The sequence below is a fragment of the Sheuella amnicola genome (assembly GCF_010499255.1).
Lineage (GTDB): Bacteria > Pseudomonadota > Gammaproteobacteria > Burkholderiales > Burkholderiaceae_B > Zwartia > Zwartia amnicola.
In genome coordinates this window covers 379594-394896 of the sequence record NZ_JAAGRN010000001.1, presented here as the reverse complement: position 1 = coordinate 394896, position 15303 = coordinate 379594, and the positions used below count along the sequence as shown (strand labels likewise).

Sequence of the window (15303 nt, the reverse complement as noted above, 5' to 3'; positions counted from 1 at the left end):
AGCTAGCCGGCAATTTGCCAGAATGACGGCAAAAAACATTCCGCAACAAGCAATGGGGTGTTTTGGCGCCAGAACACCGATCTTCTGGCCAGTAATTTATCGTATGAACAAGCCTTTTTAAGTACCCTATGACAAGTTGCATAAATAGGCATTTGCCGGTTGATTTGGCAAACTTCGAAGGCGGATCGGACGATTGACCTGTCCTGATAAAGAATATCGGCCAGTGGTCGACTTTGTAATTTTCTGATGCCTTGCCAGATACCGTGAGAGGCGATCAAAGGTGTGACGCTACGCGCAACAACGCAGTCCAGGCCATTGATGCTCATGGCGACTTCCCGCACCCAAATCGGCGAGCGGACGTGGCGTAACAGGCCGGTTGATTCGTCAGGCGTCAGTCCTGAAGCGAATTCAGCAAGCACACGCAACTCGAGTGAGCCAAATGACCTCAAGCCGGCAGTTAAAGCCCCCGGGCGCATCAGCCATTTTTTTTGAGTGGACGTAACAGCCGGACGCGGATGTGACGTCCAGATCGATTGATGGTGATTTCTGATCATGCTGTGTATTATCGCAACTTATGGAAAAAGTACGAATTTCAAAACTTCTGGCCGAACGCGGCCTTTGTTCCCGCAGAGAAGCGGATACCTTCATTGAGCGCGGCTGGGTCAAGGTAGACGGCAAAATTGCTGCATTAGGAGAACGGGCTTTACCGAGTCAGGTGATCACTCTGGATCGCGCCGTTTCGACCCAGCAAAGCAGTCTGGTTACCATTTTGCTTCATAAGCCGATCGGCTATGTGTCCGGTCAGGCCGAGGATGGGTATACCCCCGCTGTAGCGTTGATTCAGGAGCAGTCACGTGCGCAAAATGATCGGAGTTCAGCACGCTTTCAACGCAATCATTTGCGGGGGCTCGCAGTTGCCGGGCGGTTGGATATCGATTCGACGGGGTTGCTGATCTTGACGCAGGATGGCCGAGTCGCCAGACAATTAATCGGAGAAAATTCTGATATCGAAAAAGAGTATCTGGTCCGAGTGCAAGGAAAACTTGATGATCGTGGCCTTGAGCTTTTGAACGATGGTTTATCGTTGGACGGCAAACGTTTGCGCCGAGCTCAAGTACGTTGGCAAAACGATGATCAGCTTCAATTCATACTTAAAGAAGGCAAGAAGCGTCAAATACGCAGAATGTGCGAATTAGTCGGACTAAAGGTAATAGGCCTCAAGCGTGTTCGCATCGGTCGTGTCAAGCTTGGAGATTTACCGCTTGGACAATGGCGTTATCTCAGAGCCGACGAATCGTTTTGAAGCGGATCGCATTTAGTCTGTTTTATTTTCAACAGTGAATCCGGCGCGATCGTCTTGTCCGAGTTGATTGGATAGCCAGGGCAGTGCTTCTTTCATGCTTGCCGCAAGCGTCCAGGGCGGATTGATAACAAACATTCCGCTACCATGAAGTCCAAGCCCGTCGGGGGATGCGCGATGCACTGTGATTGTGGCGTTTAGCCATGTTTTGGCGCCTAGCTTCTCAAGTTGACGTGGCAGTTCGATTGCTTCGCGACGTTGCACCAGCGGATACCAGACAGCATAGCAACCGGTCGGAAATCGTTGCATAGCGTCTTTGACCGTATCTACAACCCGACGATAATCCTTTTTATCCTCGTAGGACGGATCAATCAGAACGATTGCTCTGCGACTGGGGGGAGGGACATGGGCTTTGAGACCGGCGAATCCGTCACTTGCAAACAAGGTCGTCTGCTTAAGCGTTCTGGCACCACGTTGCTCCAGATTCTTTCTGAGTACATCAGCCTCGGTCGGATGCATTTCGAATAATCTTAATTTGTCGATTTCGCGACAATGTTCGAGTGTGATCCAGGGCGATCCGGGATAAATCCTGAGTTCACCATCGGGATTCAACTCCTTTATCACGTCTAGGTAGTCGCGAACCGCGGGTGGGCATTTGGTTGTTTTCCAGATTTTTCCGATTCCGTCTGCGAATTCGGACTTCTTTTGAGCCCATTGCCCCCCAAGATCGTACAGACCGGCTCCGGCGTGCAAATCAATAAACCAGTAGGGCACATCTTTCTGGTTGTAATAATCAATGATTTGCTTCAAAACCATGTGTTTAAGCACATCCGCATGGTTTCCGGCATGAAATCCGTGTCTGTAACTAAACAATGGGCGCTCCGTGATTAAATTGTGATCAATAAATGCTGTTCACGTTGGTTTTCAATAAGGGCGAATCTGGTCGATGCTATCGGTAATCACCGCATCAATTCCCCAGTCCAGCAACTCTCTGGCTCGATCGCTATCGTTGACGGTCCAGGCAGCGACTCGATAGCCGGCCGTTTGTAAGCATTCGAGAACATCTTTCGTAATGGCTTCATGGTGCAAGTGAACCGAAACACAATCCAGGCCGGATAAGATGTCTTGCCAGTTTACGGGTAATTGTTTTGATAAGAATCCGCGGGGCAGTTCGGGTGCTTGAATACGAGCGGACTGAAGTGCCTCGATCGAAAACGACGTCAGCAGAGGGGGGATGTCAGCCTTGGCCCAAAGCTCCCGGGCGGCACTGGCTACCAGGCGGCCGGTGAGCTGTTCGACACCGGGTGAGGGTTTGATCTCGATATTGCTAGCCATTCCGTTGGCAACGGTAAATCTAGCGATGGCTTGCAGCGTTGGGATGGTTTCGCCGGCATATTTTGCGGAATGCCAACTACCCGCGTCGAGTTGTGCCAACTCTGAAAAACTTAGTTTTCCTGCCGGCCCTTGGCCGTTCGACGTGCGGTCCAAATCACTATCGTGGAGCAAAATCACAACTTCGTCAGCTGACAATTTTGCATCGTATTCAGCCATTTTGTAACCCATTTCTACCCCAAGCCTTATGGCGGACATGGTATTTTCAGGCGCCAGTTTTCCGGCACCTCTATGCGCGATCAATTTTGGATAAGGCCAGTTGACGGCTTGGGACATAGGGCAATCTCGCGTGTTTATCAATGCAAATGCAAGCATACCTCACCGAGTGGTAAACTTTATCGCCCTTTGATCGCCTCTTATATAAGGTGTGCGCCAGATCCATGTTTGATTTCATCCGTAACCATAGCCGCTGGATGCAGTTGATCCTTTTATTGCTGATCCTGCCTTCTTTTGTTTTTTTCGGAGTTCAGAGCTACACCAGTTTCATGGCCAGCGAGCCCGAGCTCGCTTCGGTCGACGGTCAGGCCATCACGCTTGGTGAATTCAACCAGGCTCGGCGTTATGAGCTTGAACGTTATCGCAGCATGCTCGGCGGACAGTTCGATGCAGCAGCGTTCGACACGCCTCAATTTCGCGAACAATTGCTTAATCAGCTTATAGATCAGCGTGTCATTTCCACAGCCGCTACAAAAGGTCAATATTCTGTTTCCGACGAAACACTGCGGCGTACCATCGCAAGCATCCAGTCGTTGCAAGTAAACGGCCAGTTCTCTACTGAGCGATACCGACAGGTCTTGGCAGGGCAAGGAACCACACCAGCCGCTTTTGAAGCTGGAATGCGTCGCGATCTCGCTTTGGCGCAGGTTTTGCAACCGATTGGGCTGACTGCGAGCGTTCCAGCCGAAATTCCACAAAAATTGATCGCATTATTAACTGAGCAAAGAACGATTTCCAGACTGGAATTCAAGTCGTCCGCATACGAAAACTCCATAAAGGTCGACGATAATCAAATCAAGTCCTGGTACGACGCAAATCAGGCTAAGCTGCAGATTCCGGAAAATCTCGATGTTCAATACATCGTTCTAAATGAAGCCGCCGCCACGCGCGACATCAAGATTTCCGAAGACGATATCGGCACATACTACAAACAGAATCTATCCCGCTATGGTCAACCTGAGCGTCGCAAAGTCCGCCACATCCTGATAGAAGTGCCTGCGGGTGCCGACGAAGCCGCCAAGACTGAAGCACGTAAAAAAGCTGAAGATCTTGCTAAGCGGGCTTCCGCCGATCCCAAGACGTTCCCTGCGCTTGCCAAAGAGTTTTCACAAGATCCCGGCTCTGCAAGCGAAGGTGGTGATTTGGGCTGGATCGGCAAAAACATGCTAGTTCCCCAGGTTGAGGACGCTGTTTTCACCTTGTCCAAGGGGGTGGTGTCTGGCGTGGTTGAAAGCCCGTTCGGCTTGCATGTCATTCTGATTGACGATATTCAGGCTGCAACACCAAAACAGCTTTCCGAAGTCAGGGAAGATATCGTGAGTGAGATCACCAAGCAAATCGCCGCTGACCGCTTTGCGACGATGGCTAACAAGCTGACTAAGTTGATTTATGACCAGCGAGATAGCTTGAAGCCGATTTCCGATGAACTTGGTTTGCCACTGCACCAAGTTGACGGCCTATCGCGCGATGGCTTGCTCCATACTGAGCAGCGTCAGCCCGGTTCTCCTGCGTATACGGATTTGGATAGAACCGTGCTGGGGAATCCAAAAGTCAGACTGACAGCGTTCTCAACAGAAGTTTTGAAAGATAAATTCAATTCCGGTGCGATTGAGTTGTCACCCGACACTATCGTTGCATTGCGCGTGACAAAAGTGAATCCCGCAAGCACACCGCCACTGGCTCAAGTCAAAGATTTCATCCGCAAAATTCTAGTTAATGAAGGTGCCACTAAGGCTGCTCGTGAAGCCGGAGCCAAAAAACTGGATGAACTGAAGTCATCGGCCAAGCCGGATACTAAAGGATTTGAGCCTGAGCAGGTTGTCACGCGTCAGAATCCTCAGAAGCTCACACAGGTACAGCTTGAAGCTGTCATGAAGTTAAAGAACGAGAACTTGCCCGTATTTGTGGGTGTAGATGATGAGTCGGGCTTTGCCATTCTCGAAATGACGAAAGTCGAACCTGGACCCGCGCCTGAAAAAGGCCAGATCGATCAGTTGAAATCCCAGTTGTCGCAAGCTTGGGGCGCAGCCGAAGAACAAGCTGCACTGAAGATTTTGCGTGCTCAATACAAGGTCAAATTGCTTCCGGACGCATCACGTTTGATTAAGGGCGAGCTGGACGAGGCCAAGCTTTAAGCAGCATTGGCCTTAGGGCTGACAGCACAGTTTCCATCATGATGGGCTGTGCTGCTTCATTAGGATGAATTCCATCGGATTGAAACATTGAACGGTCTGCTGCAAAACCTTCAAATAAAAATGGAACAAGCCCGGTTTTGAACTTTACGGAAACTGCCGAAAACATTTTTTCAAAGGCTTCAGTGTATTGTTTGCCGTAATTCGGCGGTATTTGCATACCGATCAGCAAGACTTGCGCTCCTGAATCCTTTGACAGATTCACCATTTTTTCGAGATTGCCTTGCGATGCCTGAAGTGACAGGCCTCGTAGCGCATCATTGGCTCCCAACTCTATGATGACCAGGTCCGGCTTTTCTCTGGACATCAGTGTGGGAAACCTTGAGGCGCCCCCACTGGTCGTATCACCGCTAATGCTTGCATTGACAATTGTTACGGCTATATTTTGCTCGGCTATTTTTTGTTCCAGCAATTTGACCCATCCGGAATTTCTTTTCAAGCCGTACTCTGCGGATAAACTATCGCCTACAACGAGGATTTTTATTTTTTCCGCGCTCTGTGTTTGCGCCTCGACACAAAGCGGAACAAAAAATAAAGCGGTAAAACTTGAAATCAGTTTGCGGCGGTAACGAGAGAATTCTTTCATGTCTGTTCAACATTCTATCGAAGTGGTCGGGTTGTCTAAACAAGTTTCGGAAGCAACAGGGATGCTGACGATTCTGGACAACATTCATTTTACGGTTTCGCCCGGTGACTCCGTTGCAATTACCGGCCCCTCTGGTTCTGGCAAATCAACTTTGCTCGGACTGCTCGCTGGATTGGATACGCCTACCTCCGGCGATGTGATTGCCCAAGGGCAAAGTCTTTTTACGATGGATGAGGATGGCCGTGCGACCTTCAGGTCAAAACATGTTGGATTCGTTTTTCAATCTTTTCAATTATTGCCAAACTTAACCGCACTGGAAAACGTCATGTTGCCGCTGGAACTGGCAGGTAAATCCGATCCTGAACCGGCCAGGAAAATCCTTGAAGACGTCGGTTTAAGCCATCGTTTGAACCATTTTCCTTCGACTTTATCGGGTGGTGAGCAGCAACGGGTTTCAATTGCAAGGGCATTCGTTCAAAATCCGGAAATTCTTTTTGCCGATGAGCCTACCGGCAGTCTGGATGAGGCGACTGGTGCAAAGATTATCGATTTGATGTTCAGGCTGCACCGCGAACGCGCAACAACACTGATACTCGTGACCCATGACCCGGTTCTAGCAGCACGCTGCAAGCGACAGATCACCCTACATTCGGGCCGTTTAATGCCAGCCGCGTGATGGGCAGGGTTAACCCAATGTTTGATGTGGACTTTGGAACATAATTAAGTTGTTTCTTATGGTTCGATTGGTAGAATAACCAGATCGACATGTACGGAGCGGTTCGCATGAAATGGATTGGGCAAATTGCCTTCCTTTTTTCTTTAATCATGAGCATTCAAGCAACGGCTCAGGAGCTCCCCGCTGCCGAGCTTAAAGTCTTGGGAGGCCTAAGTTCGCGCCCGACTTACAAAGAAATCGAGTTGCCCTTCTGGACAAAAACAATTCCGACCGACTCCAAGGGACAAATTACTGCGGAAGTGAAGGCTTACGACGACATGGGGTTGAAAGGCCCTGAACTTTTCAAGCTGATGAAGCAGGGAGTCATTGAGTTCGGTGTTGTGCCGTTTTCATATTACGCCAATGAGTTCCCTGTTTCCGAAGCAATTGATATTGCGGGACTGGCAACCGACCCCAAAACCGCTCGAACGGCTGTGAGTGCATATACCTCCGTTCTATCCAAAGCTATTTCCGGATCTTATCAATCCAAGCTTCTGGGGGTGTCTCCTTATGCCCCACAGGTTCTTTTTTGCAACTTTCCGATTCAAAACCTTCAAGGATTGCGTGGAAAAAAAGTTCGAACCGTCACAAGATCGCAATCCGAATTAATCGAAGCGCTGGGTGCCAAGAGTACGACAGTCGCTTTTAATGATGTTCCATCTGCATTCAAGAATAAGTCAATCGCTTGCGCAGTTGCAGGTGCGATGTCTGCTTATCAGGCCAAGTGGTATACGGTGACAACACATATATATGCGTTACCGCTAGGCTGGAACATGGAGGCGCATGCTGTCAACCAAAAAGCCTGGGATCAGCTCGATCCGGCTGTTCAGGGATTTTTGACTGCAAAAATATCCACACTCATCGATAGTCTCTGGAATTTTTCTTCACAGCAAACACAACTCGGCTACGACTGCAATACCGGCCAAAAAGCTTGCCCGTTTGGTTTAAAGGGAAAGATGAAATTGGTTCGACCGTCCCCGGACGATATTGCCTTGGCTAAAAGGCTGTCCATGCAAAAAGTTGCACCAAAATGGGCCGCTCGCTGCTCATCCCAATGCGTCAGCGATTTCAATCAAACAATCGGCAAGACTTTCAAATTCACGCTTAAAAAATAGCCTGGGGTTCCGACTTAATTGCTTCAGGTCATCCTTTAACGCGGACAATCCTTTGTATTTGAGGCACTCGTCGAATAGATCTAAAAACCTGAGCCAGGTGCTTGCGACTATCAACTTGTACAGTCAGATTCAGAACAATATCTGCCATGGCATCGTCTGTCATTGTTACGTGGATGATATTTGAATCTGCTTGTGCAACCTCTGCAGCAATACGACTTAAAACACCTCTCTCGTTTTTAGCCATGATGTCGATTCGGGCAGAGAAGTGTTTTGCAGTTTCCTTATCCCAGGCGATATCCACCCATCGATCGGGCTCTTTTGCGCGCGCCCGCATGGCCACGGGACATTCGGCCGTATGAACGACCAAACCGTGTCCTACGCGAATACCGGCGATAATGGCATCGCCCGGCAATGGACCGCAACAGGGTGCTAGCTGGACTGCCTGACCTTCGTTGCCGTGTATGGTAATAGGGATACTACGGGCGGCTACGATTTGTTCGTCTGCTGCCGCAGTGGTTGCGATCAAGGGGTGGTCCGGTGTAAGCATCCTGGCCACGACAGCTGCGAGACGTTTGCCCAGGCCGATATCGGACAGAATTTCTTCTCTCGATTTTGCGCCGCTTGAACGGGCGAGCTTATCCCACACAGCATCATCTTTGGCTGGCATGATCTGATTGAGTTCACGCAAGGTTTGTTCGAGCATTTTTTCGCCGAATGCAACGGATTCGTCATACTGAACTGTTCGCAAATAGTGTCTGATTTCCGATCGTGCGCGTCCGGTTCTTGCGTAATTCAACCATTGCGCGCTTGGACGTGAAGTCGGTGAAGTGAGGATGTCTACGGTGTCACCACTCGAAAGCTCGCGTCGCAGAGCCGCCGGTTCACCATTGATCTTGCAGCCACTCGCTGAGTTGCCAACGTCCGTATGAATCGTATAGGCAAAGTCGACAGGCGTTGCGCCTCTGGGCAAGGAAACGATCTTGCCTTTTGGCGTAAATACGTAAACTGCGTCCGGAAACAGATCGACTTTGACGTGCTCAAGAAATTCGCCCGAGTTGCCTGTTTGGCTTTGTATGTCAAGCAGGGATTGCAATGATTTGCTTGTGCGGGACTGAATATCGTGCAGGGATGCGTCTTCTGACTTGTAAAGCCAGTGAGCCGCCACGCCTTCCTCGGCGACTTGGTGCATGTCGTGTGTTCGAAACTGAAACTCTATCGGAGTGCCGAAAGGACCGACGAGTGTCGTGTGCAAAGACTGGTAACCGTTTACTTTCGGAATCGCAATGTAATCTTTGAATTTTCCCGGAACAGGGCGATATAGCTGGTGAATGATGCCTAGCGCGAGATAGCATTCCGGCAGTGTGTTGACGATGACTCGAAAGCCATAGATATCAAGCACATTGGAAAACGATTTATTTTGTTCGACCATCTTGTGGTAGATGCCATAAAGCGTCTTTTCTCGGCCATAAACTTCAGCGTCAATGCCGGCAGCGGGCAGGGCATGCTCGATCGTTTCGTTGATACGGGTCAAAACTTCCCGCCGATTACCGCGGGCAGCTTTGACCGCTTTTTCGAGCACTCGGTATCTGTTTGGATAGATGGCTTCGAAGCATAGATCCTGAAGCTCCCGATAAAGCGCATTCAAACCCAGTCTGTGCGCGATTGGAGCATATATATCAAGTGTTTCCCGTGCGACACGTCTGCGTTTTTCAGGGCTGACGGCATCGAGTGTGCGCATGTTGTGGCATCGATCGGCCAATTTAATCAGGATGACTCGAATATCGCGCGCCATGGCGAGAAGCATTTTGCGAAAGCTTTCAGCCTGCTGTTGCGCCTTCGTTGCGAATTCCAGCCTGTCAAGCTTGGACAGCCCGTCGACAAGATCGGCAACGTCATTGCCGAACTTTTCGAGAAGCTCCTGCTTGCTTATGCCTTGATCCTCCATGACATCATGAAGCAGGGCAGCACAGATCGCATCATGATCCAGCTTCCAGCCGGCGCAAATCTCGGCAACGGCGATCGGATGCGTAATGTACGGGGATCCGCTTGATCGAAACTGTCCGAGATGGGCTTGATCGGAAAAGCGATAAGCCTCGCGAATCAGATTGACTTCTTTGGGGGAAAGGTAGGTTTCGAGAACTGACTGAAGACGCGCCATCGTGGCGATGGGGGGTTCATTCTCGGTTTCGACAGGTTTGGCCGAACCAGCAACGGCTACTGTCTTGTCTTCGGATTCACTGCTTTGTTTCTTTGTAAATCGCGTGCCGGCTTTAAGTGCGGCACGCAGCCCGGATGACGCATATCGGAAACCGGGGAAAGCCATGATGTTGATCGATCAGGTCGGAACCTTGCGCAACATTTCCAGTCCTGTCAGGCCGGCTGCCATTTCACGCAAAGCGGTGACGGTGGGCTTGTCTTTGCTGTCGATGCGAGGTGCATGGCCTTGTGCAAGCTCACGCGCACGGTAGGTTGCGACGAGGGTCAGCTTGAAGCGATTGGGGATTTTTTCGAGACAATCGTCAACGGTAATGCGTGCCATGTTAGTCCTGTTAATGTTGAATATCAGCCAAAGTATAACGGCTAGCCAATCGATGTTTGTCCGGGTTGGAGACCAAAAGTCGAAAAGAACTCAGCGTGTCTGTTCGATTGGCTGTTATAGCGAAGTCTTGCGGAATGTATGATTAGTTCAAGATCCCGCAGTGCAACGCTAAAGTCTTGATTAATAATAACATATTCATACTCGGATGCGTGCGAGATTTCTTCGCTTGCGGCAAGAATCCGCTTCGAAATGATTTCCTGCGAATCCTGTCCACGAAGCTGAAGCCTTTCTTCGAGTGCGACGATTGATGGCGGCAGGATGAAAATGCCTATTGTGCCGGGAAATAGCTTTTTGACCTGGCGAGCACCTTGCCAATCAATTTCAAGCAGGACATCTTGTCCATTATGCGTAGCCTGATCAATTAAATCCCGGGGCGTGCCATAGTAGTTGTCATGAACCTTTGCCCACTCGATAAATTGATTTTTGCGCTGAAGATCAAGGAATTCATCGACACTTAGAAAACGATAGTCTTTGCCATCGACTTCGCCCGGGCGCGGTGCACGCGTGGTGCAGGATACGGACAATCTGATCGATTGATCCTTTGCCAACAGCGCATTGACCAGGCTTGACTTGCCGGCTCCGCTTGGGGCAGAGACTAAAAATATGTTTCCTGCGGCCAGTGTCATGAGTGAAAATGAAAAAAGTTATAAATTGACGTTAAAGCATAGCATTGTCGTCGTACCATTTTCATCATCACACACTTCAAAATGACAGGAACAGACCATGTCGATATCCCCGCTGATTAAAGCCAATGAACTACACCAACTTTACGTGCAAGACCCCGGTCGCGTGCTGATTCTGGATTGCCGTTACGATTTGGTCGATCATGATTTGGGGCGACGCCAATATGGTGAATCTCATATTCCGGGCTCGGTCTATGTCAGCGTTGATCAACTAATGAGTGATCCAAAAACCGGAAAGAACGGCCGTCATCCTTTGCCGACGCGTGAGACTTTTGCCAAACGCCTTTCGCAGCTGGGTGTTACTGGAGATACCACTATCGTTGGTTACGACAGCACGGGCGGATCTTATGCTTCCCGACTCTGGTGGATGGCAAGGTGGGTAGGACATTCAAAGGTTCGGGTTCTGGATGGCGGCTTACAGGCCTGGGTTGCGGCAGGTTATTCGCTGACAACCGATCTGCCTGCTGCGCGTCCAGTATCCGATTTTAAAGTTGGAGAGCCACTGGCTTCCAAAGTTGATTATGCATATGTTCTTGCAAGTCTCAAGCAACCCGAACAGTTGATTATCGATGCGCGCCCGAATGATCGTTTTCAAGGCCAGAACGAAACATTCGATGCAAAAGCTGGGCATATGCCTGGCGCAGTTAGCCGTCCCGCAAAGGATAATCTCGACGCCAGCGGTTTTTTCAAGGATCGCGCAACACTCACTTCGGAACTGAAGGCTCTGATCGGTGATAGAACGCCCAGCCAAGTCATCGCTAGTTGCGGCTCTGGCGTTGCAGCTTGCCATTTGTTATTGTCAATGGAGATTGCCGGGTTTTCCGGAGCTTCGCTTTATGGCGGGTCGTGGAGCGAATGGAGCGCTCAGCCGGATTCTCCGGTTGAAACCGGACCTGGCCGGTAATGCCGCGAGTCGAAAGTAAACACGCAAAAGAGGAAGATAAATGTCGAATTTGAAAGTTGCTGTTGTGACAGGCGCGGGTTCCGGTATCGGACGTGCGACCTCTCTCGCGCTGGCTGCCGCCGGTTATCAAGTTGCCCTGGCCGGTCGTCGCGCCGACAAGCTGGATGAAACGCGCCAATTGGGCGGAGCAAACCAGGACAGGCTGCACCCGATTGTCACCGATGTGACTGACGAGCAGTCGGTTGCTGCGCTTTTTGCAGAAATCAGCCGCCGCTGGGGGCGGTTGGATGTTTTGTTCAATAACGCTGGGCGTGGTGGTCCTCCAGTGCCGATTGAAGACTTACCAGTTGATGTCTGGAGGGATATCGTCAATATCAATTTGACTGGTATGTTCTTGTGCGCTCAAGGTGCCATCCGCATCATGAAATCACAAAATCCCATGGGCGGGCGCATCATCAATAATGGCTCGATCTCTGCTCATGCGCCAAGGCCATTTTCAATCGGCTATACAGCGACCAAACATTCCGTAACCGGCCTGACCAAGTCTATTTCGCTCGATACGCGTAAATACAATATCGCCTGCACCCAGATCGATATCGGTAACGCTGCGACCGAAATGACTGATCGCATGGCAAAGGGCGTTTTGCAACCTGATGGTTCGACTCGTGTCGAACCCAGGATGGATGTCAACCACGTTGCCCAATCGATCGTTCAGATCGTGGGCTTTCCACTTGAAACGAATGTGCAGTTCATGACAATCATGGCCACAAATATGCCTTATCTTGGGCGTGGTTGATCGCTTATCGACACGCTTACTCGATATTCATCGCTTGTTCGCGCATTTGTTCGATCAAGAGTTTTAAATCCATGGCGGCGCGAGTCATTTCGAGACTTCCCGCCTTGGATCCGAGCGTATTCGCTTCACGATTCATTTCCTGAAAAAGGAAATCCAGTCTCTTTCCGGTGCTTCCCGAATTTTTCCCCGTCGATTTTGTTTTTTGCTCTGACAAGAGGAACTCGAGTTCGGACAAGTGCGATTTAAGTCTTGCCAACTCTTCCGCGACATCTATTCGGAGTGAAAATAGACTTGATTCACCGGCGATTCTTTCTGATAGCTCAGCACCGGAGATATGAGTAAACCCGGATGGAAAGGCGTTTTGAATCGTTTCGCGCAGTTTGTTGGAGAGCTTTTCCCGTTGTTGCTGCAATAACTCGGGCAAATGCGATTCAACCATAATTACGATTTCACACACTTGTTTCGACGTTTCGAGCATGGCCATCGCAAGGCGTGAGCCCTCTCGCAATCTGGCTTCGGTGAGTTGAACTAGTGCAGGCTCAAGCGCTTGCATGCAAGCATTGGCCCAAAGTTGAGGGTCGATTGCAGTTTGTTGCTGATCGCTTGCCAGCGAGATGATTTCAGGCAGTTGTGGCGAATTGGTTTCAGGCAAATAACGCCTGACATGACTTAGTTGGTCAGCAATGTTCGTGAGCGCCTGTTCAGTGAGTCTTTGCTCAAGCGCGGGTACATTGCGCGCAAAACTTGCGCGTACCTCGACTTTTCCTCGCGCGAGGGATTTAGAAATTCGGTCCCTCATTGGTTGTTCCGCGAAACGCAGTTCGTCCGGCATTCTGAACTGAATGTCCAAATACCGGCTATTGACGGATTTAAGCTCGACAGTGACGGACCCGAAATCCATGGTGGCCTTTCCCTGGCCGAATGCGGTCATGCTTGCTGTCATTTCTTTTGCTCGATTCCGATTGCCGACCCATCTGGATTGCGTGGATCCGATGCGCCGTAAAACTGTTTATTTTCGTACTGCACTGTTTGCACTCTACCCATGGTCGGCATCACCTTCACATCGTGCCCCATGGCCTTGAGCTTTTCGATCGTATCCGGGCTGATTCCACGCTCGACCCTTAAAAAGTCTGGCAACCATTGGTGATGCATGCGTGGCATGGATGCAGCTTCAGCGATGTTCATTTTAAAATCGATGACGTTTACGATATTTTGCAGCACAGTTGTAATGATACGTGCTCCGCCGGGCGAGCCTGTCGCAATCCACGGCTGGCCATCACGCATCAGGATGACTGGTGTCATCGAGCTAAGAGGCCGTTTACCGGGAGCAACCGCGTTTGCGTCTCCACCGACAAGTCCGAAAGCATTGGCGACCCCGGGTTTAATCGAAAAGTCATCCATTTCGTTATTGAGCAAAATACCTGTGCCGCCAGCTACGATGCCTGATCCAAAGTTCAGATTTAATGTGTATGTCGTGCTCACTACATTGCCACGATCATCCATGACTGAGAAGTGCGTTGTCTGATCGCTTTCGTAGTTTTGCGGCTGACCGGCTTTGATGTTTTTGCTGGGAGTCGATTTTTCGATGTTGATGAGTGGCGAAATAGAATCGGCGTATTTCTTTGATACGAGTCCCTTGCCCGGCACTTTGAAAAATTCCGGATCACCTAGGTGCTCTGCGCGGTCGGCGTAAGCAAGTCGCGCGCTTTCAGCCATCAGATGAATGCTTTTCGCACTACCAAATCCGTAATCCTGTAGAGGATAGCGCTCAAGAAGATTCAACATCTGAATAAGATGAATGCCTCCAGAGCTTGGAGCTGGCATCGAGAGTATTTTGATGCCTCGATATGTACCCTCGACCGGCTTGCGCTTTACTGTTTTGTAATTCGACAGATCTGCAAGCGTCATTGTCGACACACTATCAGTCAGTGATCGGACGATATTCTTGGCGATCTCGCCTTCATAAAATCCTTTTGCTCCATGTTGGGCGATCAGGTTCAAAGAATGCGCCAAATCCTTTTGAATCAGTAGGTCGCCTGATTTATAGGGCTCTATTTCTGCGGCAGGACATTCTTCTAGACGGCACGTTGATGCAGGTGATTTGTGCTTGAAGAAAATCGCTTTCGTGGCGGGCCAGCGCTCGAGGTGAGTGCGCTGGTTGTTGAATTGTTCAGCCAGTACCGGACTAACCCTGAATCCTTCAGTCGCCAGTTTGATTGCCGGCGCCATCACTTTGGCTAACGGCATAGTGCCATGTTCAGACAATGCCTGAGTCAATCCGGCAACGGTTCCGGGAACGCCAACGGAGTAGGGCGTGCGAGTTGATTTCCCCGCAATCACATTGCCCTTGTCATCGAGGTACATATCCCTGGTCGCAGAAGCAGGAGCCACCTCGCGAAAATCCAGGGCGATTGATTCCGATTTTGCTGAATCGTGTATGAGCATGAAACCGCCGCCACCCAGATTGCCCGCATTCGGCAGGACGACCGCAAGAGCAAACCCGACCGCGACAGCCGCATCGACTGCATTTCCGCCTTGTCGCAATATCTCAGCACCCGCCTGGGTCGCCAGGTGTTGTTCCGTTGCGACCATTCCTTTCAAACCCCACACAGGCTTGAATATTTCGAATGAATTGTCATATTTGACGACTGCAACATCCTGAGGCGCTGAGCTTGATTGGACTGCAGGTGATTGTGCAATCGAGGCAGGGATGGGCAGTAAATATGCCAAGGCCAGACACGTCGCGACCGCCTTGCGTATACTAGGGTTTCGATTTTTCATTGTTTTTCCCACGAAATTAGAGAA

The 15303-nt window shown here is 50.2% G+C and carries 15 protein-coding genes; 6 read left to right on the top strand and 9 right to left on the bottom strand.

Annotated features, from left to right (window positions below; translation table 11 throughout):
- Window positions 1-2 precede the first annotated feature (2 nt).
- Window positions 3-554 carry a chorismate--pyruvate lyase family protein gene (locus tag G3I67_RS01940; RefSeq protein WP_163651268.1) on the bottom strand — a complete coding sequence of 184 codons (552 nt, stop codon included), beginning with the start codon at window positions 552-554 and terminating at the stop codon, window positions 3-5.
- Window positions 555-574: 20 nt separating this feature from the next.
- Between G3I67_RS01940 and G3I67_RS01935 the strand changes: the two genes are divergently transcribed.
- A complete protein-coding gene (locus G3I67_RS01935) occupies window positions 575-1303 on the top strand; it encodes a pseudouridine synthase (protein ID WP_163651267.1) in 729 nt (242 codons plus the stop codon).
- Window positions 1304-1315: 12 nt separating this feature from the next.
- Here G3I67_RS01935 and G3I67_RS01930 read toward each other — a convergent pair whose 3' ends face one another.
- Together G3I67_RS01930 and ugpQ are read right to left on the bottom strand one after the other, a co-directional pair.
- Complete coding sequence (locus G3I67_RS01930) at window positions 1316-2173, bottom strand: 23S rRNA (adenine(2030)-N(6))-methyltransferase RlmJ (protein ID WP_163651266.1); 858 nt, start codon at window positions 2171-2173, stop codon at window positions 1316-1318.
- A 51-nt stretch (window positions 2174-2224) separates the two neighbouring features.
- Complete coding sequence (gene ugpQ, locus G3I67_RS01925; protein ID WP_163651265.1) at window positions 2225-2968, bottom strand: glycerophosphodiester phosphodiesterase; 744 nt, start codon at window positions 2966-2968, stop codon at window positions 2225-2227.
- Between the two features lie 104 nt (window positions 2969-3072).
- On the opposite strand from ugpQ, the gene G3I67_RS01920 reads away from it, so the two are divergent.
- Entirely contained in the window at window positions 3073-5043 is a 1971-nt protein-coding gene (locus G3I67_RS01920; protein WP_163651264.1) for a SurA N-terminal domain-containing protein, read from the top strand.
- On the opposite strand, the gene G3I67_RS01915 is transcribed toward G3I67_RS01920, so the two are convergent.
- Window positions 5012-5686, bottom strand: coding sequence for an arylesterase (locus G3I67_RS01915; RefSeq protein WP_163651263.1), 675 nt, complete (start codon window positions 5684-5686; stop codon window positions 5012-5014). The two genes, G3I67_RS01920 and G3I67_RS01915, sit on opposite strands and share 32 nt — an antisense overlap.
- Between G3I67_RS01915 and G3I67_RS01910 the strand changes: the two genes are divergently transcribed.
- Entirely contained in the window at window positions 5685-6362 is a 678-nt protein-coding gene (locus tag G3I67_RS01910; protein ID WP_163651262.1) for an ABC transporter ATP-binding protein, read from the top strand. The genes G3I67_RS01915 and G3I67_RS01910 overlap by 2 nt on opposite strands.
- A 107-nt stretch (window positions 6363-6469) precedes the next feature.
- Window positions 6470-7516 carry a TRAP transporter substrate-binding protein gene (locus G3I67_RS01905; protein WP_163651261.1) on the top strand — a complete coding sequence of 349 codons (1047 nt, stop codon included), beginning with the start codon at window positions 6470-6472 and terminating at the stop codon, window positions 7514-7516.
- Between the two features lie 28 nt (window positions 7517-7544).
- Here the strand turns inward: G3I67_RS01905 and G3I67_RS01900 are convergent, their stop codons facing one another.
- The 3 genes from G3I67_RS01900 to gmk are packed head-to-tail and all read right to left on the bottom strand — an operon-like array spanning window position 7545 to window position 10741.
- A complete protein-coding gene (locus tag G3I67_RS01900) occupies window positions 7545-9839 on the bottom strand; it encodes a RelA/SpoT family protein (protein WP_163651260.1) in 2295 nt (764 codons plus the stop codon).
- Between the two features lie 12 nt (window positions 9840-9851).
- On the bottom strand, window positions 9852-10055 hold the full coding sequence (gene rpoZ / locus G3I67_RS01895; protein ID WP_163651259.1) for a DNA-directed RNA polymerase subunit omega: 204 nt from the start codon (window positions 10053-10055) through the stop codon (window positions 9852-9854).
- A gap of 41 nt (window positions 10056-10096) precedes the next feature.
- Window positions 10097-10741 (bottom strand): guanylate kinase, encoded by a 645-nt coding sequence (gene gmk / locus G3I67_RS01890; RefSeq protein WP_163651258.1) that lies wholly within the window; start codon window positions 10739-10741, stop codon window positions 10097-10099.
- Window positions 10742-10838: 97 nt separating this feature from the next.
- Between gmk and G3I67_RS01885 the strand changes: the two genes are divergently transcribed.
- Window positions 10839-11702: a sulfurtransferase gene (locus G3I67_RS01885; protein ID WP_163651257.1), complete on the top strand. Its 864-nt coding sequence runs from the start codon at window positions 10839-10841 to the stop codon at window positions 11700-11702.
- 40 nt (window positions 11703-11742) lie between these two features.
- Window positions 11743-12498 carry an SDR family oxidoreductase gene (locus G3I67_RS01880; protein ID WP_163651256.1) on the top strand — a complete coding sequence of 252 codons (756 nt, stop codon included), beginning with the start codon at window positions 11743-11745 and terminating at the stop codon, window positions 12496-12498.
- Between the two features lie 16 nt (window positions 12499-12514).
- On the opposite strand, the gene G3I67_RS01875 is transcribed toward G3I67_RS01880, so the two are convergent.
- Both G3I67_RS01875 and ggt read right to left on the bottom strand, forming a co-directional pair.
- Window positions 12515-13441 (bottom strand): YicC/YloC family endoribonuclease, encoded by a 927-nt coding sequence (locus G3I67_RS01875; RefSeq protein WP_163651255.1) that lies wholly within the window; start codon window positions 13439-13441, stop codon window positions 12515-12517.
- Complete coding sequence (gene ggt, locus G3I67_RS01870; RefSeq protein ID WP_163651254.1) at window positions 13438-15279, bottom strand: gamma-glutamyltransferase; 1842 nt, start codon at window positions 15277-15279, stop codon at window positions 13438-13440. Before ggt ends, G3I67_RS01875 begins: the two co-directional genes overlap by 4 nt.
- Between the last annotated feature and the right edge of the window lie 24 nt (window positions 15280-15303).